General features: G+C 37.2%; 22 protein-coding genes and 1 pseudogene. 18 read left to right on the forward strand and 5 right to left on the reverse strand.

Features of this window, described 5'->3' with window-relative positions; translation table 11 throughout:
• Positions 1 to 43 precede the first annotated feature (43 nt).
• The 4 genes and pseudogenes from P3G65_RS04185 to P3G65_RS04200 all read left to right on the forward strand — a co-directional run.
• Entirely contained in the window at positions 44 to 367 is a 324-nt protein-coding gene (locus P3G65_RS04185; protein WP_019291670.1) for a MazG nucleotide pyrophosphohydrolase domain-containing protein, read from the forward strand.
• A gap of 35 nt (positions 368 to 402) precedes the next feature.
• Entirely contained in the window at positions 403 to 1,002 is a 600-nt protein-coding gene (locus P3G65_RS04190; protein ID WP_019291669.1) for a DUF1349 domain-containing protein, read from the forward strand.
• Between the two features lie 54 nt (positions 1,003 to 1,056).
• Positions 1,057 to 1,536 (forward strand): cupin domain-containing protein, encoded by a 480-nt coding sequence (locus P3G65_RS04195; protein WP_019291668.1) that lies wholly within the window; start codon positions 1,057 to 1,059, stop codon positions 1,534 to 1,536.
• Between the two features lie 645 nt (positions 1,537 to 2,181).
• Positions 2,182 to 2,571 (forward strand): annotated as a pseudogene (locus P3G65_RS04200) (DUF523 domain-containing protein); the annotation flags it as partial.
• A 1,025-nt stretch (positions 2,572 to 3,596) separates the two neighbouring features.
• Here the strand turns inward: P3G65_RS04200 and P3G65_RS04205 are convergent.
• Positions 3,597 to 3,890, reverse strand: coding sequence for a hypothetical protein (locus tag P3G65_RS04205; RefSeq protein ID WP_019291666.1), 294 nt, complete (start codon positions 3,888 to 3,890; stop codon positions 3,597 to 3,599).
• Between the two features lie 156 nt (positions 3,891 to 4,046).
• Between P3G65_RS04205 and liaF the strand changes: the two genes are divergently transcribed.
• The 12 genes from liaF to P3G65_RS04265 all read left to right on the forward strand — a co-directional run bounded on the left by liaF (position 4,047) and on the right by P3G65_RS04265 (position 14,547).
• On the forward strand, positions 4,047 to 4,664 hold the full coding sequence (gene liaF, locus P3G65_RS04210; protein ID WP_019291665.1) for a cell wall-active antibiotics response protein LiaF: 618 nt from the start codon (positions 4,047 to 4,049) through the stop codon (positions 4,662 to 4,664).
• Positions 4,661 to 5,641, forward strand: coding sequence for a sensor histidine kinase (locus P3G65_RS04215; protein ID WP_019291664.1), 981 nt, complete (start codon positions 4,661 to 4,663; stop codon positions 5,639 to 5,641). The genes liaF and P3G65_RS04215 overlap by 4 nt, the downstream gene beginning before the upstream one ends.
• 17 nt (positions 5,642 to 5,658) lie before the next feature.
• A complete protein-coding gene (locus P3G65_RS04220; RefSeq protein ID WP_004258491.1) occupies positions 5,659 to 6,294 on the forward strand; it encodes a response regulator transcription factor in 636 nt (211 codons plus the stop codon).
• Between the two features lie 80 nt (positions 6,295 to 6,374).
• A complete protein-coding gene (locus tag P3G65_RS04225) occupies positions 6,375 to 7,178 on the forward strand; it encodes a Cof-type HAD-IIB family hydrolase (protein ID WP_019291663.1) in 804 nt (267 codons plus the stop codon).
• Positions 7,179 to 7,239: 61 nt separating this feature from the next.
• Positions 7,240 to 7,830 (forward strand): peptidylprolyl isomerase, encoded by a 591-nt coding sequence (locus P3G65_RS04230; RefSeq protein WP_019291662.1) that lies wholly within the window; start codon positions 7,240 to 7,242, stop codon positions 7,828 to 7,830.
• Position 7,831: 1 nt separating this feature from the next.
• The gene (locus tag P3G65_RS04235) at positions 7,832 to 8,227 is read left to right on the forward strand and encodes a CvfD/Ygs/GSP13 family RNA-binding post-transcriptional regulator (RefSeq protein WP_019291661.1); all 396 of its coding nucleotides are present in this window, start codon (positions 7,832 to 7,834) and stop codon (positions 8,225 to 8,227) included.
• 17 nt (positions 8,228 to 8,244) lie between these two features.
• Positions 8,245 to 8,850: a TVP38/TMEM64 family protein gene (locus tag P3G65_RS04240; RefSeq protein ID WP_019291660.1), complete on the forward strand. Its 606-nt coding sequence runs from the start codon at positions 8,245 to 8,247 to the stop codon at positions 8,848 to 8,850.
• A 104-nt stretch (positions 8,851 to 8,954) separates the two neighbouring features.
• Entirely contained in the window at positions 8,955 to 10,268 is a 1,314-nt protein-coding gene (locus tag P3G65_RS04245) for an FtsW/RodA/SpoVE family cell cycle protein (RefSeq protein WP_284071338.1), read from the forward strand.
• Between the two features lie 143 nt (positions 10,269 to 10,411).
• Positions 10,412 to 10,843: a flavodoxin family protein gene (locus P3G65_RS04250; protein ID WP_004258465.1), complete on the forward strand. Its 432-nt coding sequence runs from the start codon at positions 10,412 to 10,414 to the stop codon at positions 10,841 to 10,843.
• Between the two features lie 214 nt (positions 10,844 to 11,057).
• Positions 11,058 to 12,236, forward strand: coding sequence for a CHAP domain-containing protein (locus tag P3G65_RS04255; RefSeq protein WP_019291658.1), 1,179 nt, complete (start codon positions 11,058 to 11,060; stop codon positions 12,234 to 12,236).
• Positions 12,237 to 12,386: 150 nt separating this feature from the next.
• The gene (locus P3G65_RS04260; RefSeq protein ID WP_019335314.1) at positions 12,387 to 13,286 is read left to right on the forward strand and encodes an ABC transporter ATP-binding protein; all 900 of its coding nucleotides are present in this window, start codon (positions 12,387 to 12,389) and stop codon (positions 13,284 to 13,286) included.
• The gene (locus P3G65_RS04265; protein WP_019291656.1) at positions 13,279 to 14,547 is read left to right on the forward strand and encodes an ABC transporter permease; all 1,269 of its coding nucleotides are present in this window, start codon (positions 13,279 to 13,281) and stop codon (positions 14,545 to 14,547) included. The genes P3G65_RS04260 and P3G65_RS04265 overlap by 8 nt, the downstream gene beginning before the upstream one ends.
• Positions 14,548 to 14,589: 42 nt before the next feature.
• Here P3G65_RS04265 and P3G65_RS04270 read toward each other — a convergent pair whose 3' ends face one another.
• A complete protein-coding gene (locus P3G65_RS04270; RefSeq protein ID WP_019291655.1) occupies positions 14,590 to 15,024 on the reverse strand; it encodes a Spx/MgsR family RNA polymerase-binding regulatory protein in 435 nt (144 codons plus the stop codon).
• Positions 15,025 to 15,608: 584 nt separating this feature from the next.
• Between P3G65_RS04270 and carB the strand changes: the two genes are divergently transcribed.
• On the forward strand, positions 15,609 to 18,794 hold the full coding sequence (gene carB, locus P3G65_RS04275; RefSeq protein ID WP_284071339.1) for a carbamoyl-phosphate synthase large subunit: 3,186 nt from the start codon (positions 15,609 to 15,611) through the stop codon (positions 18,792 to 18,794).
• A gap of 90 nt (positions 18,795 to 18,884) precedes the next feature.
• Positions 18,885 to 19,418, forward strand: a complete 534-nt coding sequence (locus P3G65_RS04280; RefSeq protein ID WP_019291653.1) for an rRNA large subunit pseudouridine synthase E — start codon at positions 18,885 to 18,887, stop codon at positions 19,416 to 19,418.
• Between the two features lie 28 nt (positions 19,419 to 19,446).
• On the opposite strand, the gene P3G65_RS04285 is transcribed toward P3G65_RS04280, so the two are convergent.
• The 3 genes from P3G65_RS04285 to P3G65_RS04295 are packed head-to-tail and all read right to left on the reverse strand — an operon-like array spanning position 19,447 to position 22,592.
• Positions 19,447 to 20,244: a YgcG family protein gene (locus tag P3G65_RS04285; protein ID WP_284071340.1), complete on the reverse strand. Its 798-nt coding sequence runs from the start codon at positions 20,242 to 20,244 to the stop codon at positions 19,447 to 19,449.
• Entirely contained in the window at positions 20,241 to 21,341 is a 1,101-nt protein-coding gene (locus P3G65_RS04290; protein WP_019291651.1) for an ATP/GTP-binding protein, read from the reverse strand. Before P3G65_RS04290 ends, P3G65_RS04285 begins: the two co-directional genes overlap by 4 nt.
• A gap of 21 nt (positions 21,342 to 21,362) precedes the next feature.
• Positions 21,363 to 22,592 (reverse strand): SPFH domain-containing protein, encoded by a 1,230-nt coding sequence (locus tag P3G65_RS04295; RefSeq protein ID WP_019291650.1) that lies wholly within the window; start codon positions 22,590 to 22,592, stop codon positions 21,363 to 21,365.
• Positions 22,593 to 22,605 lie beyond the last annotated feature (13 nt).

The following is a 22,605-nucleotide window of genomic DNA, read 5'->3' on the forward strand; positions in this document are numbered from 1 at the left end:
CGTAATTTAACGCATATTTACGAGAAAAGAAAGGGAAAATGTCATGAAATTTGAAGAATATCAAGAATGGGTCAAAATGTTCTATAAAAAAAGAGGGTGGTATAATTACAGCCCCTTTATACGCTGCAATTTTCTCACGGAAGAGGTTGGTGAGTTAGCACAAGCAATAAGAAAAAAAGAAATAGGTAGAGATCAACCAGATGAAATTGAGGGGAATGAAGTAGAGAAGATTGAATATATAAAAGAAGAGCTTGGGGATGTCTTAGATAATGTTTTTATTATGGCAGATAAATATAACCTTTCAATCAGTGATATTATGGAATCACACAGAAGCAAATTAGAAGAAAGATATAAAAAAGAGCATTAAGTTTTTATACCATGTAAATAGGAAGATAAAGGAATATGTTGAGCGAGAATTATAATTGGATAAGAAAACCGGAAAAAACTAAAATACTTAATGGAATAGTCGAAATATATACTAATCCTCATACAGATTTATGGCAAAGAACTTATTATAACTTTCAAAATGATAATGCTCCAATATTCTATAGGGAAGTGGAAGAAGAGTATTTTTCTTTTACAGTCAAGGCTGAGTTTAGAGATGCGAAGCATAGATTTGACCAGTGTGGAATAGTTATATATCAGGATAGTGAAAATTGGTTGAAAGCTTCCTCTGAATATGAGAATGGAGATTATCAACATTTAGGGTGTGTGGTTACAAACAGCGGATATTCCGATTGGTCAACTATGGAAATAGATCCTTCTATAAAAGAGATTTGGTATCGAGTAAGTAGAAGAGAGTCAGATTTTCGTGTTGAGTACTCTAGTGATGGAAAAATATTCCACCAAATGAGGATATGTCACTTAAATAAAGGTGGTGGAAAAGTGAATATTGGAATATATGCGTGTTCACCTGAAGAATCAAGTTTTAAAGCTTCTTTTTCAAACTTTAAATTTTCAGAATGTCTTTGGGGAGATCATGTAGGTCAGGTCCCAGACTAATCTGTACTACATATCATATCTCTTAAAAATCAGATAGAAAGCATAAAGGTTAAAATGACTAATTACAAAGATTGGATAAAAGATCTTGGACTACTCCCTCATCCCGAAGGAGGCTATTATAAAGAAACTTACTTACATCCTGAAACACTTTTTACTCAAAAAGGAGAAAGGAGCCTAAGTTCTTCATGTTTGTTTTTACTCACTGAAGAAAATCCTTCTCATTTGCACAGATTATCAGCAGATGAAACTTGGTTTTATCACAGTGGTAATGCGTTGACTGTGCATTGTATATTTCCTGACGGGAACTATGAAGAAGTAAAAATAGGACCTGATGTCAAAAAAGGCCAGTTACTTTCATGGACTGTCCCAGCTGGAACTATATTTGGCTCAACTGTGAAGAGCGGTTACGCACTAGTAAGTTGTGTGGTTACACCTGCTTTTACATTTGAAGATTTTGAATTATTTACCCAAGAGCAATTGATAAAGCATTACCCTCATTTGGAAAAAATCATTAAACAATTAGCTTATGAGTAGTATTAATCTAAATTATATAAAGTTATTAGGAGTATAACAAGTAATCAATATACTAAAAAAAATATAAGTTTAGAATACTATATATGTCTATGACAAAATTAGATCCTCATGAAGTGGGACACAGTATTCCCGACATTGAAATATAGCATCAATTTTACAAGGTTTATATATTAAAGGACAAATTTTGGGAAATTACTTGAGGAACACATTATGTGTAAATCAGACTGTGCTTTTTAATAAGTATAAGAGTTCCAATAGAATTAAGGAAAGAATGATGCTTCTTCGAGTGCGACAGTCGAAGAGAGGGAGTATAAAAGGGCGTTAATGCGGATATAATCCTATTTTATACATACTTTAAATAAAATATCAGTTAATATAATTTATAAAATAGGACAGGTATGTATTTCATCTGTCTTTTTTATAGGAGTATGTTATAAAAATGTAATCTGAAAGACTCAGGGTTTTGTTACTTTTTTAATTAAAAATGTTTATAAATATCATTTTATTCCGAACGATATGAGCTTTTTTAAGTTTTATAATATAAAAGACTGTATTTATAGTCTTTAAAACCGTACAATAGAGTTGGGAGGTGCTATATTGTGAAAAAAAGAAAATAACCTAAAAGAAGAAGTTGTATTAGTTAGTTCATGCCTTGCTGGAATTCCATGCCGATATAATGGTAAGGCAGCCCCTAATGCTGAGGTCATAGAATTAGTGGAAAGTGGTAGAGCAATACCAGTATGTCCTGAAGTTTTAGGTGGGCTGCCAACTCCACGCCCAGCTGCTGAAATAGTTGGAGACAAAGTGTTGAGTCAAGAGGGAGAAGATTTTACTCCTGAATTTATATATGGAGCAAAAAAGACACTAAAAATTGCTGAGGAGTTGGAATGCAAGAAAGCTATTCTTAAATCAGGCAGTCCATCCTGTGGTTTTAAAAAAATATATGATGGGACGTTTACAGGAAATATGAAAGAAGCAAACGGTATAGCGGCTCAGTTATTACATGACAATGGAATAGAAATAGAGTCTAGGTGATATTATGAATATTATTACTATTCCATACCTCTACTTTCTATGGGAATTTATAAAGCAAGACTCATATGAATGATAATATACCAAAGCTATTCACTATAATTTTGTTAGTTAGTATAGCTTAGTAGAATAAGGTTATTTGAAGGGATTAGAGAGAACACATCTTCAGTTTGATAGCAATATCCTCTTGACTAAAAAGATTCAAGAAATCTCTAATTTACTTATATAAGCCTAGTTTTTATGGATGGGGGAAATATAACTTATTCCTCTCAAATATTTTAATTTATAAAAAAGGATGACTATCATTGTAAAATCTTATAGGTAGTACATATTATTTTTGGGGGATTAAGTTTTTGAAAGCAAACTTATCCAATTTTTATAAAGTTAAAAATTACAGGGTAGTGTATGTATTATTTTAACTATAGAATACTTATACAAGAAGATAATAAAAGAATAATTTTACTTCAAATAAAAAAGAGAAACACTCTCTTTTTTGTTATGAAAGTCAAACACTCATTTTTATATGGAAAAATAGTGATAAAGTAACAACAGTGCCAGAACAAACTGACTTTGATTTAAAAAAATTAAAAACTTAATTGACTCTATTGAATTGATGATACTGAATTTGAATGAGATTTTTAAACCAATTTGTGGCAAGAATTAAAAGAGTCTTTAGAAATTTCTTTATGGTACATTTAGTATACATTCCAAGCTATTTATTGTTTGGCTTTGAAAGTACAGTAGTCTATAATCACTGATATAACAACAATAAAAAAAGTTCAAAAATATACCAGCGTGGACGATCGATAAAATGAGCCGATATGCGCGTATCGCTTTGGGTATTCGCTAATCTACTCAAAAAAGCATTACAGGAGAATTCATTAGGATTCTCTTTTGTTTTGTAAAAAGATAAAGTATTTTTATTTTTAAATCATTCATTGTTAGCATTGCACAAACAAGGTGACTAAAAAAACTTCTATCTATATTGGACAGAAGTTGAGTGAGGAAAAGTATCTAAAGTAATCAAATTAAAGTGTAAGTTCAGACAGGTTAGATACGCTTATCCGATAAACTTCCTCCGGTGATAATGTATAACTTTCTACTGATAAACTTCCATCCTTATTTATTTCTAGTTTCTGGCTGGGCCCTGCAAGTGGTGACAGACTAGCTCCCCAAGCGGCAGACATATTTTTTAAGATATTGTTTTCTTCAATAAAATTATTAGACTTCTTTGTTCCAAGAAAACGAATTTCGTTATTGTCAAAAGTTAACTTTATTCTAAAATTTGCCAATAATTCTGCTTTGATTAATTGTGGAACCATAAAATTTCTTTTCTATATAATAATTGTAACGCTTTCATAAAGAGGAGTCAAAGACAAGCTTATTCAAAAGATCGCTTTAGGTATTCGCTAAATAGAAATTTCAAAATAAGACCAAAGACCGAGCATAGAGCGGTCTTTTTTTGGTAGAATAGAGGTATGAATAGACGGATAAAAACATTTATTGTTATAGAGCTTTGTATCATAGTTGCTTTGCTTTTGCATATTATAAAATCACCGTACTTTCTTGTATTGCTTGCTTTAGCTATATCTTTCAGTATATTGTCACGTAAAATAACCTTTCTCCGTCCTGTCACAGCTGTGCTCTGGATTTTCTTTGCAGTAATGCTCTTGACAGCTGGATGGTTTTGGCTTGCTCTTCTCTTTCCTCTTTTGGTTGGGATTAGTTTTTGGAAAAGGCAAGCCTACACGATGCCAAATTCTTCTTATAGCCAAGCTTATGCGGAGAGTCAGGAAGACATCACACGGGCAAATGGAAATGATGTGATTGATCTCTACGATGTCAATTTTAGGCCTGAAGGAAACAGCTTGAGCATTAAAAAATCAGCAGGAAATACTAAAATTATCGTGCCGGAAGATGTTGCCGTAGCTTTAGAAATTACGGTACACAATGGCATTGTCAAGATTTTTGATGAAGAGACCGAAATTAACCCTGTAAATTTTCGTTATTTCTCAGATATGACAGAAGATACGCAAAAACGGATGCGTATTAAACTCCAGGTTGAAACAGGAAATGTTGAGGTGGTGAAAGGATGAAGAAATCAATCATTAAAACCTTTACCGTCCTTTTTATCATTATTGTTTTGGTTGATGTGCTATTGTTTTCAATCACGAGCGGTGTTTCAACAGCCAGTATTATGGGCGAGATTGCGAATAATTTTTATGGGATCTGGATTTTTCTCTCGGTAGCAGGATTATTGGCCTTAGTTTTTACTTTTTTCAATTTTTTGGAAAACAGCAAAATTAAGAGAGATTTTTATGAAGATATCCAGCGTGTGAGTCAAAATCAAGAACCGGAGCATCCAGAATTGAAGGCTCTTCATTTGCGCTTAAAAGAGATGTCTGTCGAACTGCAAGAACTCTCAAGTCAAAAATCGGCAAATAAAGCCGAAATTGTGGAAACGGAAAGAAAACGTATTTCACGTGAGCTTCATGATTCGGTCAGTCAAGAACTTTTTGCCGCAACGATGATTCTCTCTTCTGTAACGGGTAGCGAAGCTGAAAACTCTAATCTCACACAAGATCAAATTTTGACGCAAACACGTTTAGTTTTAAAAATATTGCATGAAGCACAAAATGAGATGCGAGCCTTATTGTTGCATTTAAGACCTATTGAATTGGACGGCAAGTCCCTTTCGGCAGGTTTAAATTCCTTGACGGATGAATTACAAGCAAAGATATCCGCCAATATTAATGTGAAACTCAGTGATATTCAAGCTTCATCTAACATTGAAGATAACCTCTTCCGTATGGCACAGGAAATTCTGAGCAATGCACTACGGCATTCACAAGCTGATAATATTGAAGTTGTTCTAAAAGAGCAGTATGACAATATTATTCTTAGAATAGCAGATGATGGTGTCGGCTTTGATACACGAGACAGTAAATCAGCCAGCTATGGTCTGGTCAATATAAAAGAGCGCGCGCTTTTGCTCGGTGGGGATGTTAAAATTATTAGTGCGCCAAATCAAGGTACAAGTGTCGAGATACGCATTCCACAAGTGAACCAATAAGAAGTTAAAAGGAAAAAATGGATAAAATAAAATTATTAATTGTTGATGATCATCAAATGGTCCGCTTAGGGCTCTCTAGCTTTATGAATATTCAGCCCGATATTGAAGTCGTAGGAGAGGCAGCGGATGGCGAATCAGGCTATCTTAAAGCAAAAAATTTAAAACCAGATGTCATTCTGATGGATTTGGTTATGGACCGTCTAGATGGCATTGGGGCGACGCAAAAAATCTTAGCGGAAATGCCAGAACAGAAGATTTTGATTTTGACGAGCTTTTTAGATGATGAAAAAGTCTTTCCAGCTTTGGCTGCTGGGGCAAAAGGCTATATTCTCAAAACTTCTCAGGCTGCCGAAATTGCCAGTGCTATCCGTAAAGTTGCGAGCGGGCAAGATGTTTTGTCGGGAGCGGTTAAAGAAAAAATCAATCAACAAAAGCATCGAAAACCTGAATTGTATGACAATCTTTCAAAAAGAGAAATGGAAGTTTTGAAAATATTAGCCCAGGGGCTTTCTAATCAGGAGATTGCGGATCAACTATTTATAAGTCTTAAAACAGTTAAAACACATGTCTCTAACATCTTTAATAAATTAGAAGTGAATGATCGGACGCAAGCAACAATTTATGCTATCCAACACAAACTGGTCGATCAGTAAAAAATTTTAAAAAGTAGAAATCATCATCCCTAATTGTATGTACAATAGCGAAAATAACCTATATCTGGTATAATAGAGTCATGAAAGATTTAATCGAAAAAGCTTCAAAAATCAAAATTATTTTTTTCGATATTGATGATACTTTACGTGACCTAAAAACAGGCTATATCCCCGAAAGCTTACCCTTTATCTTTGAAACTTTACGCCAAAAAGGAATAAAAACAGGTATTGCGACAGGACGAAATTACTATAATGTTCTCCCTGAAATCCGCAATTTAAATCCTGATTTTTTTGTAACGATTAATGGTGCTTTGGTGCAAAACCAGGCGCAGGAGATTATTTACAAAAATCCCTTGGACAAAAAAACAGTTGATGAAATAGTGTCTTGGCTAAAGAGTGAAGGTGCTGAATATCTTTTTGTAGGAAATGAGAACTTAAAAGCTTCAAAATGGGAAGGATTAACTGAGAGCGTTATTCCAGCTGATTATGGCGTACTCGAAGTTAAACCAGATTACTACAAAGAGCATGATGTTTTTCAACTCCTTACAATCTCTGAGCATGATCAAAGACTTCGACTGCCTCAACGTTTGGCTCAAAAAGTAAGAATGGTACGATGGCACCCGAATTCTTCCGATATTGTTCCGGTTTTAGGGAGCAAAGCCAATGGTTGTATGAAAGTATTAGAATATCTCGGTCTTGCACCAGAAAATATGATGAATTTTGGCGATGAGCTTAATGATAAGGAGCTTTTTGATTTGGCTGGACTTTCGGTGGCTATGAAAATCTCACATCCTCTCATTTTGGAAAAAGCAGACTATGTCACGGATACAGTACAGAAAGATGGTATTTTAAAAGCTTTGCGTACACTTCAACTCATCGATTAAACTTACAAAAATGAAAGTCTCATCTACGAGATTTTTGATAAAATTTAGAAAAGAGAAACAAATGACTTACCCACAACTTAATCTTGAAGCATATGATGGAACAACAGCAATCATCCATACTAATCATGGGGATATGACTGTGAAACTCTTTGACGAGCTTGCTCCAAAAACTGTTAAAAACTTTGTTGAACTCAGCAAAAAAGGATACTACGATGGTATTATTTTCCACCGTATTATCAAAGACTTTATGATTCAAGGTGGCGACCCAACAGGAACAGGTATGGGTGGTGAATCAATCTATGGTGAAAAATTTGAAGATGAATTTTCACAAGATGCGTTCAATATTCGTGGTGCCTTGTCAATGGCCAATGCTGGACCAAATACAAATGGAAGCCAGTTCTTCATTGTTCAAAACCAAAACCTCCCTTATCCAAAATCAGCCTTGATTGATGGTGGATGGCCTGAAGAAGTTGCTGAAGTCTACACTCAAGGTGGAACACCGCATCTGGACGGGCGTCACACAGTATTTGGCCAACTTGTAGATGAAAAATCATTTGAAGTTTTAGATAAAATTGCCGCTGTACGTGTCGGAATGCAAGATCGTCCAGTTGACGATGTAGTCATCGAAAATATTGAAATTATCGAGAAATAAAATGATTGATAAATCCGTAAAAATTGGTGATAAAGTCACTGCTGAGATAATCGGGCTCCAAGATTATGGTGCTTTTGTAAAGTTTGCGGACCGTCAAAATACTGAACATAAAGGCTTGATTCATATTTCTGAAGTTCAGTCAGGTTTCGTCAAAAATATTCGAGAAGTTATCAAAGTAGGGCAACATGTAAAAGCTCAGATAATAGATATTGATGAGTACAATGGTAAAGTCAGTCTCTCCATTCGCAGTCTCGAAGAAAATCCACAAAATCATTACTTTTATCGTAAAAAACGATTCACAGATTCTCGTAATAAGATTGGCTTTAAAAGTTTAGCTGAGAAAAGAGAACTTTGGATTGAAGAAGGCGAAAAATATCTGAAAGAAAGAGCAAACTAAATCCACACGAGGTGAAGATGAACAACAATGTCTTAAAATATACCAAACGAGTTTTTAACGTGATTACAATTTTGGGTTTTATTGCTACTATTGTTGGTAGTGTTTACCTCTGGCATCTCGGGGCTTTTCAAGATCAAGAAATTTTGAAACGTCTAGTAACAGCGCATGCTTTGCTTGGTCCGATAATTTTCTTCTGTATGCAAATTATTCAAGTAATTATTCCGATTATTCCGGGAGGATTAACAATTGCAGCAGGGGTCTTAATATTTGGACCTTTCTGGGGTTTTGTTTACAATTATGTCGGGATAGTTGTTGGTTCAGTGATACTTTTCCATCTTGGTCGAAAGTATGGACAGTCCTTAGTTCAGGTCTTTGTCAAAGAGAAAACCTACAACAAGTATATGGCTTGGCTCGAAAAAGGGCAAAAGAGATTTAATATCGCTTTTCTACTTTTAATTCTCTCACCAATCGCGCCTGATGATGCTTTGGTTCTCATTGCGAGTCAGACTCGTATGAGTTGGAAATTCTTTAACTGGGTGATGATTTTATGTAAGCCACTACCGATTTTATTCTATTCGTATGCTTTAATCTTCGGTGGAAACTTACTTGGAAATTTGTTCTAAGAAGAACTTTAAATAACAAACAATAATGGTTTTGCGAAAGCAACCATTTTTATATAAATAATGTATAATAGAGCCTATAGACTTTCTAGTGATGGAGCTTCATTTTGAATAATAAAACAAATACAATAAATAAAAAGGAAAAGCAGCCTAAAAATAAGCTAACTTTTGACAGTCGTATTGACTATGCGCTTATTCTACCAGCTTTTCTTTTAACAGTTATCGGTCTTTATGCCATTTGGGTTGCTGTAAGTCATGATTATCCGACACAAGCGGTTAAGATGGTTGGACAACAAGGGACTTGGATTGTTGTCGGTGTTATTTTAGCCTTAATTGTCATGCATATGGACTCGAGGCTGCTTTGGAACCTTACGCCGGTTCTGTATGGTTTTGGTCTTATTTTGATGGTGCTGCCCATATTCTTTTACAGCCCTTCGATGTATGAGCTGACAGGTGCAAAGAACTGGGTTGCCTTTCATAACACCAATCTTTTCCAGCCCTCGGAGCTCATGAAAATAGCCTATATATTGTTTTTAGCAAGGATTGTCGTTTCCTTTCAAAACAAACTGAAAAAACGTTATCTTAAAGATGATTTTATCTTAATTGGACAAATTGGCTTGGCTACTGTGCCCATTGCTATTCTTGCAGCTTTACAAAAAGACTTTGGTACCTTTATGGTTTTCCTTGTGATTGCAGCGGGAATCATTCTTGTTTCAGGGGTATCTTGGAAAATTATCTTGCCTGTCCTCCTCATAGCTATCCTAGTCGCCGTGGGTGTTATAGCTATGGTGATGAATCCTAAGGGACAAGAGCTCTTAGGAACTGTTTTCAGCCAATATCAGGTTAATCGTTTCTTAGCTTGGCTTCATCCCTTTGAGTACACACAGACATTCTCACTTCAACAATCTCGTGCTTTGATTGCTATCGGTGTCGGCGGTCTCTTTGGACATGGATTTGGAGTGGCAAATGTCAACGTACCAGTCCGTGAATCAGATATGATTTTTACCGTTATCGGAGAAGATTTTGGTTTTGTCGGTGCAACTTTTGTCATTTTACTTTATTTCATCTTGATTTATCGTATGATTCGGGTGACTTTTCAATCCAATAACCAGTTCTATATCTTTATATCCACGGGGATTATTATGATGATTCTGTTCCATGTCTTTGAAAATATTGGAGCAGCGATTGGCTTGGTCCCATTGACGGGTATTCCTTTACCGTTCATTTCACAAGGTGGTTCGGCATTGATCAGTAATATTATTGGTTTAGGGCTCGTACTTTCCATGAAATATAATCAATTGCCTGAGTTCGTATTAGTTCGCGAAGCAGGTAGAAAGAAATTAGAACATAAAAGAGCGCGTCTGTCTCGTTCATCCTATAAAAGAGTGAAGCCAAAAGGGAGACGTAGAATAAGTAAATAAAAAAGCTTTTCAAGGAAAAGCTTTTTTATTTGGAATAACTACAGCAATATGATGAAGTCCACGAAATTTATAAGCTAGAAATTTCACATACTTCACAAAATATGATAGTCTATAAGTGAAGGAACAAAGGAGGAATTATTAAGATGAAATATGCAGTAAGATATGCTTCACGAGGTGGAAATACACGTGCAGTTGCTGATGAAATTGCGAAAAAAATTGATGTGAAAGCAGAACGAATCTCTGAACCTCTAGAAGAGGAAGTAGATGTCTTGTTTCTTGGAGCAGGTGTTTGGTTTGCTTCTGTAACAAAAGACATGAAGGAATACTTGGCAGCTTTAGACAGTGGTAAAATCAAACAAATTGTTGCCTTTTCTACTTCGGGTCACTTGGAATCTGCAATTAAAAAAATTACTGCAGCAGCAAAAGACAAAGGCATTAAAGTTAATGAAGAATCTTTTGATTTGCATTTAAACATGCAAGGTATGACATTTTTCGCACCTGCTGGTGGTGATTTAACAAAAGAACAAATCAATGAAGTTGATGCCTTTGTTGATAAAGTTCTTGCAAAACTATAATATTAATTAACGCCCTTTTATTTAAAAGCTCCTTATTTTGGAGCTTTTTTTGTTTCTTTAAATTATATAGTGTATTAAAAACAAGTTACGCCGGTGCAATAATAGGTAATTTAAATGTAACGCGATAAGCAGCTTCTGTAACAAAAATAAAAGGTTTTGTGATACAATAGTAATGTTCAAACAAGAAAACCTAGAGGAAGTAAATTTAAAATTTATGAAAAAGAAATTAATTATGACGCTAATGATTTCAACGGTTGTCCTGACTACAGGTGCTCCCTTAGCTGCTGTAAAAGCAGATTCAACGGAAAATAAGTTAGCAGCACAGGACTCAAAGATTGCAAACTTGAAGGATGAGGCGAGTTTGGCACAAGCGAAAGTTGAAGCAGTTGGGACCCAAGTAGGGGCTCTAAAAGCTAAGCAAACTTCAATGAAAGAACAGATAGAAAAGCTGTTAGAACAGCAAAAAGCGCAGTCTACACAGATTCGTGAATTGGATAAGAATATTGAAGAACGTAGTCACGCATTAGAAGCACAAGCACGAAGTGCTCAAACTGATGGTTCAGCAACGAATTATATTTCAGCAATTTTGGATTCTAAATCTTTAACCAATGCCATTCAAAAAATCACAGCTATGTCGACTGTTGCAGGTGCCAATAAGGCAATGATTGAACAGCAAGAACAAGATCAAAAGAATGTTCAAGCGAAACTCAAAGATAACATGGAAAAATACGCGGAAGTTACGCGCTTGCAACAAGAGTTGAGCACTCAGGCCGATGAATTGGCAACACAAGAAGCACAACTTAAAGTTGCGCAACTTAATTACCAAGCCACAATCACATCTGAAGAAGGCAAAAAACAAGAATTGTTAACTCAAAAAGCTGAAGCTGAGCAAGCAGCACAAGAAGCTGTTCAAGCTCAAAAAGTAGCTGCACAAGAGTCAGTGGTAGCCCAACAGGAAAAGGTCAAAGAAACTGTAGTGGAAAACAAACCAGCTCCAGTGGCGCCGCCAGTTGTTGATGAAGGCAATCCAACTGTAGAACCTGAAATTGAGCAACCTAAGCCGCCAATTACAGATCCTAAACCACCAGTTTCAACGACGAATCCATATCCAGCTGGACAATGTACGGCTTATGTTTGGGATTACTTTGGTGGTGCAATTCCAACATATGTAGGTAATGCGGCAGACTGGGTACGTTACGCAAACAGTGGACCAGCAGCGGGAACTATTGCTGTCTTTCCACCAGGAAACCAGGGTGCCGGTGGTGTTGGACACGTTGCAGTAGTCATCTCTGTTTCTGGCTCTACGATGAGAGTCAAAGAAGGCAACTTTAACGGTGGTTGGGGGACTGAACGTGAATGTTCAACAGCCGGCGTGAGCTTTATCCGTCCTTAGTAAAAAAGTAGACACAAGAAGCAAGGAGAACTTGCTTCTTTTTTAATTTTTCACCTCTAACTAGGAAAGGATAAGGTTTTTACTTCAATATATCTACTTAATAAGGTATACTAAGTTAAACGATTATCATTTAATTTTAAGGAGGAAGGGATGCTCGAAGTGAAAAATCTCCGAAAGACATTCGGAGAACTTGTTGCTGTTGATGATCTGAGTTTTACTATTGAAGATGGTGAAATTTTAGGTTTTATTGGACAAAATGGATCGGGAAAAACAACAACATTTAGATTAATATTGGATTTTTTGATGCAAGATTCAGGAAGCGTGCTCTGGAATGGTAAGCCGCTCTCTAGTGATGAATATAACATTATTGGTTATTTACCAGAGGAAAGAGGACTTTATCCTAAAGATAGTATAGAAACTCAGTTGCGTTTCTTTGGTCAACTAAGAGGCAAAACGCGAAAAGAAATCGATGAGAAAATCGATTATTGGATGGAAAAATTTGAGGTTAAAGGCAAGCGCACAGATAAGGTTAAAACATTATCAAAAGGGAATCAGCAGAAGGTTCAGCTTATAGCTACGCTGATCCATGAACCGAAACTTGTTATTTTAGATGAACCGTTCTCTGGTTTAGATCCAGTGAATGCAGAGTTGCTCAAAACAGCTGTAGCTGAATTACGTGAGCAAAAAGTCTGCGTTGTCTTTTCAGACCATAATATGCTGAATGTCGAAAAAATGGTGGATAAGATGATAATGGTAAAAGAAGGTAAGAAAATACTGGATGGAACCGTTGATGCTGTACGTCAAAGTTTTGGGCGGACCAAAGTATTTATTGAAGCACCGGTATCACAAGAAGAATTAGCTCAGCTAGAAGGTGTAAAAGAAGTACAGGTGGAACGTAATGGTACTTATGAGTTAACTTTAGAAAATGAAGAAGCAGGAAAAGCTGTTTTTGACTATGTTACACAATCAGGATATATCCAGATGTTTTCACAACAACCACCAAGCTTGGAAGAAATATTCAAAATGAAGGCAGGTGATATTCATGAATAGTAAGTTTTGGACAATCGTGAAAGAAGTCTTTCGTAAAAATGTTAAATCAGTTGCCTTTTTAGTTATGGTCTTTCTCCCGCTTCTCATTGGATTAGTTATTTATGTGATTGCAAGAGTAGCGGATGATGGAGCAGGTGATGTTGATCGTATTGCGGTAGTGACAAAAAGCAAGGAAATTGGAAGTGCGCTGACTGAAGTTAAAGGCAATATTAAGTATGAAGTAATGGACAGAACAGCGGCAAATCGTAAACTTAAAGATGAAGATGTAGGCGCGATTTTAGCTTTAGAGATGGAACAAGGGAAAATAAGCTCAACCTTAGAAACCACACGTTCTCTTGATACGGCAACTCAAATGACTGTCTCACAGACACTTACAGCAATCCAGCAAAGTATCTTTGCCACTCAATTAGGCTTGTCACCAGAAGAAAAAACGAACCTTCTTTCTTCCGCGAAATTAGAGCCTGTGCATGTTGAGTTTGACGCGGATGGCAATCGAATTCAAGGTACAGATTATTCTGGTTTGAGACAGGTGATAGCAACAGTTTTGATTGTCATGATTTGGATTTTTGTTGCAACTTATGGTAGTATTGTGGCGCAAGAAATTGCCAGCGAAAAAGGAACGCGTATCATGGAAGTGATTCTTTCAAGCGTTAAAGCCGAAACTCATTTTTATGGAAAATTAGTGGGGATTATCTTAGTCTGCTCAGTCAATGTTCTTGCTTATGCTGTTCAGATTGGGGTAGGTTATCTAATCTTCAGAGATAATGACATGATGCGTAGCTTCCTTAACGGTTTAAATCTTCAAGAAGTGTTTACTGGACAATTTTGGCTCGTAATTCCGATTGTCATCTTAGGAATTCTCCTGTTTACATTTTTAGCAGCTCTTTCCGGTTCATTGATTTCTCGTGTTGAAGATGTACCTAAAGCACAAACACCAATGACAATGATTGGGCTACTTGGTTACATGCTTTCTGTAATTTTTGCTTCTCAACCTGATAATATCGTGATGACCGTGACAAGTTATATCCCTTTTATTTCGAGTTTTGTCTTGCCAATGCAAATTGCAACAGGTGTAGCAAGTAATTTACAAGTCTGGATTTCCATGGGGATTATGTTTGTAACGATGTTGTTTATACTCCTGTTCTCTGCTCGACTTTATAAATCAAATGTTTTAATCTATAGTAGCGATGGTTTACTTAAAGTTTTGAAACAATCACTTAATAATATCAAAAATGAAGACAAGTTAAAAAATAAAGCTTAATAAAAAAACCAAGTCTCTGAATTCAGAGGTCTTGGTTTTTTATTAACTCGCATGAATATGGAAGTCACGTTCTAATACAATATCACGTACTTTACGACTAATATCGCTCAATCTTACCTCACGAACAGGACGTGGGAGAAATTTTCGAATATCATCGTCATTATAACCAATCTGAAGGCGCTTGTCATCCAAAATAAGCGGACGACGTAAAATGGAACGGTTCTCTTTCATGATTGTAACCAGAGTATTTAAAGAAAATCGCTCAAGGTCTAATGATAAACTCTGATATGCACGGCTTCTTTTGGAAATAATTTCCTCCGTACCATTTTCAGTCAAAGCAAGAATTTCAAGAAAGTCTTCTTTCTTAATATCATCTGTAAGAAGATTTATTTCTTGAAAATCTACACCGTTGTCAACGAGCCATTTTTTTGCTTTTTGGCTTGAGCTGCAACCAGCAACTGTATAAATTTTTATCATATTATCCCCCTTGTCGAAAATCTTATTTATTTCTAATTTACTTATGAATTAATTATAACATTTTTACGGAAAGTGTCAAGGATATTATTATAAAAATTTAATTGTAAATTTATAATTAATTTTAAAAGTAGCATTTTTCATTTAAAATAAAGGGTTTATACTGTATTTATAGAGGGATAATAGAATAATTTTTCAAAAAGCAAAGAACTTTTTTCTCTTTTTATTTATTAAATAGAAGGCGCTTTCTATTTAATGTAAATCTTATTACTGTTTTTTGATACAAGTTTTTTTCACTGAAATCTCTCGAGGAAGAGAGCTCTCAAAGTTTTCATTTGACTGCATCTTTAGAAAATGATATTCTACTAAAGATAAAACTTTTAAACTGGTCCAGAGAGGCTAGCAAGGTTGTGAACATGAATATTAAATCCTTTTGAATAAAAAGGGAATACTCTATCTTCTTTGCACTTGCTTTTTCTGGCAGGTGCTTTTTTCTTAAAATTCCTAGGAAATGAGAAAAATGTCTGTCAGAGAGTAGTACAAAGTTTATCTCACAGCTGCTTTGGAATTTTAGAAATGGGGATACTATGCCAAAACGTACGGATATTAAGAAGATTATGATTATCGGTTCAGGACCGATTGTTATTGGTCAGGCTGCTGAATTTGACTATGCTGGTACTCAAGCCTGCTTAGCGCTCAAAGAAGAAGGTTATCAAGTTATTTTGGTCAATTCAAATCCAGCAACGATTATGACTGACCGTGAAATTGCTGATAAAGTTTATATTGAGCCGATTACGCTTGAGTTTGTCAGCAAAATCCTTCGCAAAGAAAGACCAGATGCCCTCTTGCCAACCTTAGGTGGTCAAACAGGGCTAAATATGGCGATGGAATTGGCGGAAAGCGGTATTTTGAAAGAACTTTCGGTTGAACTTTTAGGTACAAAATTAACTGCCATTGACCGAGCAGAAGACCGTGAATTATTTAAAGAACTCTGTGAAAGTATTGGAGAGCCTTTGTGCGAATCTGAAATTGCCACAACGGTTGAGGAGGCAGTTAATCAAGCAAAAGAGATTGGCTACCCAATCATTGTCCGTCCAGCCTTTACGATGGGGGGAACAGGCGGCGGAATTTGCAACAACGAAACAGAACTTCGTGAGGTAGTTGCCAATGGATTAAAACTTTCTCCAGTGACACAATGTTTGATTGAAAAATCAATAGCCGGATATAAAGAAATAGAGTACGAAGTGATGCGTGACTCGGCAGATAATGCGATTGTGGTCTGCAACATGGAAAACTTTGATCCCGTAGGTATACATACAGGAGATTCGATTGTGTTCGCGCCTAGTCAAACCTTGTCAGATGTTGAATACCAAATGCTTCGTGATGCTTCATTAAAAATCATTCGTGCTTTGAAAATCGAAGGAGGATGTAATGTTCAGCTTGCTTTGGATCCACATTCTTATAAATATTATGTGATTGAAGTAAATCCCCGTGTCTCACGCTCCTCTGCCTTAGCTTCTAAAGCGACAGGTTATCCGATTGCTAAGATGTCGGCCAAAATTGCAGTCGGAATGACATTAGATGAAATTATCAATCCGGTAACAAACACGACTTATGCTATGTTTGAGCCAGCACTTGACTACGTTGTCTCTAAAATTGCCCGCCTCCCCTTTGATAAATTTGAAAATGGTGATCGTAATCTCGGGACACAAATGAAAGCGACTGGAGAGGTAATGGCTATCGGACGCAACATCGAAGAAAGCTTACTCAAGGCAGTACGTTCATTGGAGATAGGTGTGAGCCACAACCGTTTAGAAGGTGCTGAAGAAGTCACAGAAGAGTTCCTGTACGAAAAAATTATTAAAGCACAGGATGACCGTCTCTTCTATATTTCAGAAGCGATTCGCCGTGGTATTCCGATTGAGGAAATTGCGGCTTTAAGTAAGATTGACATTTTCTTCCTAGATAAATTACTCCATATCGTTGAGATTGAAAAAGAGTTAGAACTGAATGTTTTTGATCCAGAAATTTTGAAAACAGCCAAGAAAAATGGTTTTTCGGACAAAGAGATTGCCAGACTTTGGAATGTGACAGAGTCAGAAGTACGTCGCCGTCGCAAAGATGGTGAAATTCTGCCAGTCTACAAAATGGTAGATACTTGTGCTGCTGAGTTTGAAAGTAGCACACCGTATTTCTACTCGTCTTATGCTTGGGAGAACGAATCTGTAAAATCTGAAAAAGAAAAGATCCTTGTTTTAGGTTCAGGTCCGATCCGTATCGGTCAAGGCGTAGAGTTTGACTATGCGACTGTTCATTCAGTTAAAGCAATCCAAGCTTTAGGCTATGAAGCAATTATCGTCAACAGCAATCCTGAGACGGTTTCTACTGATTTTTCAATTTCGGATAAACTCTACTTTGAACCTTTGACTTTCGAAGATGTCATGAACATTATCGATTTAGAGGAACCCAAAGGTGTAATCGTTCAGTTTGGTGGGCAGACAGCGATTAATCTAGCGGAACCTTTGGAAAAAGCTGGCGTAAGTATCTTAGGAACACAAGTAGCAGACCTTGAACGTGCAGAAGACCGAGATTCCTTTGAAAAGGCTTTGTCCGACTTGGATATTCCACAACCACCGGGAGCAACAGCCACAAATGAAGAAGAAGCAGTTGCCAATGCTGAAAAAATTGGTTATCCTGTCCTGCTACGCCCATCCTTTGTCTTAGGTGGACGTGCTATGGAAATTATTGATAATGAAGCAGATTTGCGTAATTATATGAACCGTGCAGTCAAGGCTTCGCCAGAACACCCAGTATTAGTAGACAGCTATTTGACTGGACAAGAGTGTGAAGTAGATGCTATTTGTGATGGAAAAGATGTTTTGTTGCCAGGAATTATGGAGCATATTGAACGTGCGGGGGTTCACTCGGGAGACTCAATGGCTGTTTATCCACCACAAACCTTCAGTCCTGAAATTATTGAGAAAATCGTGGATTATACTAAACGATTGGCAGAAGGCTTAAACTGCATCGGTATGATGAATATTCAGTTCGTTATCCACGAGCAAAAAGTCTATGTTATTGAAGTTAACCCACGAGCTTCGCGTACGGTTCCTTTCCTATCAAAAGTTACAGGAATTCCGATGGCACAACTTGCCACACAGATGATTTTAGGGAAAACACTAGCAGAACTTGGTTACACATCAGGTCTTGCCCCAGAATCTGAACTGGTCCACATCAAAGCTCCAGTCTTCAGCTTTAGCAAATTGGCAAAAGTTGATAGCCTCCTTGGTCCAGAGATGAAATCAACGGGGGAAGTGATGGGATCAGATACAACCTTAGAAAAGGCGCTTTATAAATCTTTTGAAGCTGCAAAACTGCACATGGCTGACCATGGGTCAATTCTCTTTACAGTGGCCGATGAAGATAAAGCAGAAACCTTAGAGATGGCAAAACGTTTTGCTGATATTGGTTATTCACTAGTAGCGACTTCAGGAACTGCACAATACCTAAAAACTGCAGGGCTTTATGTTCGAGAGGTCGGTAAAGTGACGGAATCTACTGAGGATACAGTTATTGATGACATTCGTATGGGGCGTGTTCAAGCTATTGTCAATACAATGGGCAGCAAACGCGTATCAACACAAGAAACGGATGGTTTTCTCATACGTCAGGAAGCAATTAGTCGTGGTATTCCACTCTTTACAGCTTTAGACACAGCAGAAGCTATCCTCCGTGTGATGGAGAGCCGCTCATTTACCATGAATGTTATTTAAACAAAAAAAGCAGACTGGTACTGCTTTTTTTATGTGACATTTTCTTTATGGCAGGTGCGAAGCTGGACCACTTTTGGTACAATAGAGGAGATGATATTACTATTTAATAAACCCTTTGACGTACTCACAAAATTTACGGATACTGAAAATCGTAAAACATTGAAAGATTATATTGATGTTCCTAATGTATATGCTGCAGGACGCTTAGATAAAGACAGTGAAGGCTTACTTTTACTGACAGATGATGGAAAGTTAAATCATAAGCTTACTGACCCAAAGTCCAAGTCTTATAAGACTTATCTTGTACAGGTCGAGGGAGAATTCACTGAGTCAGCAGCTCAAAAACTTCGTGCAGGTGTTTTGCTTAAAGATGGTAAAACACTTCCGGCGAAAGTTAGACGAGTTTCAGAACCAGAGTGGCTTTGGGAGAGAACGCCACCGATTCGTGAGCGAAAATCAATACCCACAAGCTGGGTCGAAATCTCTATCAAAGAAGGAAAAAATCGTCAAGTGCGTCGAATGACAGCCAATGTTGGTTTTCCAACATTACGTTTAATCCGTACAAAGATTGGCAATTATGAATTGGGGAATCTTCCTTCAGGAAAGTATAAGATAATAAAATAAAAAAAGAGCATTTGCTCTTTTTGTTTTATTAAAAACTCCGTCCACCGCCAGAACCTCCGCCACCAGAGAAGCCGCCTCCACTAGAGTTATTATTTCTAGGAATACGGCGAGTAGTAATGAAGGAGTTGACCAACGTATCGCTTTGTTTGGATAAGTTTAATTTTCCATTCTCTTGATAACCATAATTCCAGTGTGCGCCCATCTTTAATTGATAGCGAGAGACCAGAACAGTAACAAAGGCACCAGCGGAGATGAGTGCAAGAATAACTGCAATTAGAATATAAGCAGGACGGAAGGAACGATGAAAAGTAACGGCTCCCGTTTGCGGGTCAACCGTATATTTTCGTCCGCCAGGTATCCCCTGTTCATAATAATGCGTCACTTGTGCATAAAAATTCTCTATGGCTTGTGGATAATTCCCATCGGACAATTGAGGTTGCACAACATCTAAAATCGACTCAATCCGAGAAGAGGTAATGTAATACTTCAAGTTTCCTGTTGCCCAGATATAAAGTTTCCGCTGTGACATATTAATTACCAAGACAATACCGTTGTTCCCTTGCCCGACTTTTTGTGCTAAATAATTGACTGCTAACTCTTTGGGCGATTCAGTATCGTCCATGGTTGTAACTATAAAAACTCCAGCTTTGGTCTGGTTTGCAAGCAGTTGAGCTTCTTGCTCAAGGGATTGTGTTGAGCCACTCAAAAGAGCAGCCTTATCGTCAATACCTACCTGCTGTGCAGAAGTATCTTTAACAAAAGCAAACAATGTACAGAGTGTAATTACTGTAAAAAATAGTGTTAAAAGTATTCGTTTCTTTTTCATGAGACAAACCACCCCACAGTCACGCCAAGTATAAGTACAGTGATGAAAATAAGAAGTGCCACCAGAGCGACTTTCATTTTATCCACAGGAAGGATACCAGCAGTTTTACCTGTTTGGCCATTCATTGCATAATAGAAAAGTTTATCGCTATTTTTTTGACGATAAGTCACGAGCCAGAGTGGCAAAAGCACATAGTCACTTTCTAGATTTTTAATGCTTTGTTGAGATTGAACACTGGTTACAGCAGTATAGCCTTGAATTGTGTCGCGCATGAGCGCTTCGGAATACTGACGTAATTCGCTATCTACGCGTTCCTTGATTTCTGCATACTCAATATCTCTTTTTTCAGTTAAAAAACCGGAGAGATACTGATTTTTAAAAGATACCGCTTTGGATAAATCGAAGGGTTGAACAGCACCAACCATTTTTTCTGGTTCATTTTTTTTCAAGGCATTTTTTACTAAATCTTGAAAGTTGCTGTTTCCTTCTCGGAGGATTTGGTATTGCTTAGTTTCTGTGTATTCTAAATCTCCAACAATCCAGACCCGTATCCTATTGGCACGTGCTTGCAATTGTCCTTCTAAATCTGCACCAACAACCCAATAAGGAAAATAAACACCTTGAAGTTGCTTGATTTGTTTTTTATCAAAGAAATCTTTCGGGACAAATCTCTTTTTCCCTACCCAGTCGAGGAAAGCTTTTTCAGCATCCTTCTGTTCAATCTGGAAAGGTAGAACTTTTTCTGGGAGAAATTTCCCAGAGAGACGTTCTGAAAGAACGACAGGATTGTGACAATAATAGCAGAAAGTAGAAGCAGTAGTTGCATCTGTCACAATTTCCGCACCACATGAAGGACAAACAAAGAGTCCAACCTGATCATCAATCGGTGTTTCTGCCTCATCAGTTTCTAAAGGAACATCTGGAATACTTTCTTCTGGAATTCCCTTGTCTTTTTGTTTGGCTTCAAAGGCAGTAACTTCCTCTTCCGTAAAGGTAGATAAGCAGTACTGGCAATGAAACTTTTGACTTTTAGGATCAAATAAGAGGGGACCGCCACAATTAGGACAGAGATGGGTGAGAACCTTCGACTGGCTCATAATTTACCTCTTTTCTGATTTTTATAAAGGTTTAGCAACAAAAGGTTGTCCACATTCTGGACAGAATTTTGGAACACCATTAGCTAAATTAACGACTGCATTACAAGCTGAGCAAGCCATTTCGATCTTTAAGTTAGCTTGCACTTCAGGTTTTTTCTCACCACAGTTTGAACAGAATTTTCCTGCATTTTCTGTACCACAAGCTGAACAAGTCCACGTGTCTTCCGATTTTGTCGCTGCCTTTTCCTGTTGAGCCATTTGGGCTTGATTTGAGGCACTGGCCTGACCAAGCACATCTCCCGCTTGGTTCATTCCCATGCCCATTCCCATAAAGGCTTGCATGGCTCCACCAGTGTTGCTTCCAGCTGCTTCAATACCGCGCGCCACAGCGCCTTGCATATAGCCTTCACGTACACTTGGATCACCTAGCATTGCACCTTGGTTACGCATATTGATTAGTTTTTGGCTGTCATCTGTGTAACTGATTGAGCTTACAGCAACAGCGACCACTTCGATTCCACGAAGTTTGCGCCATTCTTCGTCAAGTGTATCCGCCATATATTTTGAAAGTTCAACAGATTTTGAAGGGAGGAAAGAAACGCGCTCACCTTGTGCTGAGTAGAGGTTGATTGACGTATTCAATGCTGTTAAAAATTCTTGGAGATATTGTTCATTGATATCTGAGATTTCAACTTGTGTTTGATTTTTTGGAATGGCATTAGCATAGAACAAGATAGGATCTGTAATTCTTATCGAATATGTTCCATGTGTACGGAGAAAGAGTTCCGCATTATAGAAGTTATCAAAGTATTGTAAAGGCGTAGCTGTTCCAAACTTAATGCCTTTAATTTCTTGAAGATTAATATAGTAAACTTCTTGTTTTTGAGGTGTCACACCACCAAATTTAAAACGAAAGAAGGCTTCTTGAACAGATTCTTTAAGTCCACCGTTAAACATAGAAGGTGCAGTATCATTTTTGACCGTATAATAACCTTCTTCTGCGGTATAGTCAATGATTTTACCGCCGTCAACAAGGAGCATCATCATATTAGGATAGACATGCACGACAGATCCATCTGTAATGACATCAGAAGTTCCTTTACGATTGCTACCACGTTTATCGTCCTTGCGCACCATAACACCTTTGGTCATAACAGTTTGATCGGACATATCTTCTGGTTCGATGACTTCAAGCCATTGATCGGCTAACGTTCCTCCGAGGCTACTTGTCGCTGCTTTAATGATACCCATATTTTTCTCCTGT

The sequence above is a fragment of the Lactococcus sp. bn62 genome, assembly GCF_029492705.2.
Lineage (GTDB): Bacteria > Bacillota > Bacilli > Lactobacillales > Streptococcaceae > Lactococcus > Lactococcus petauri.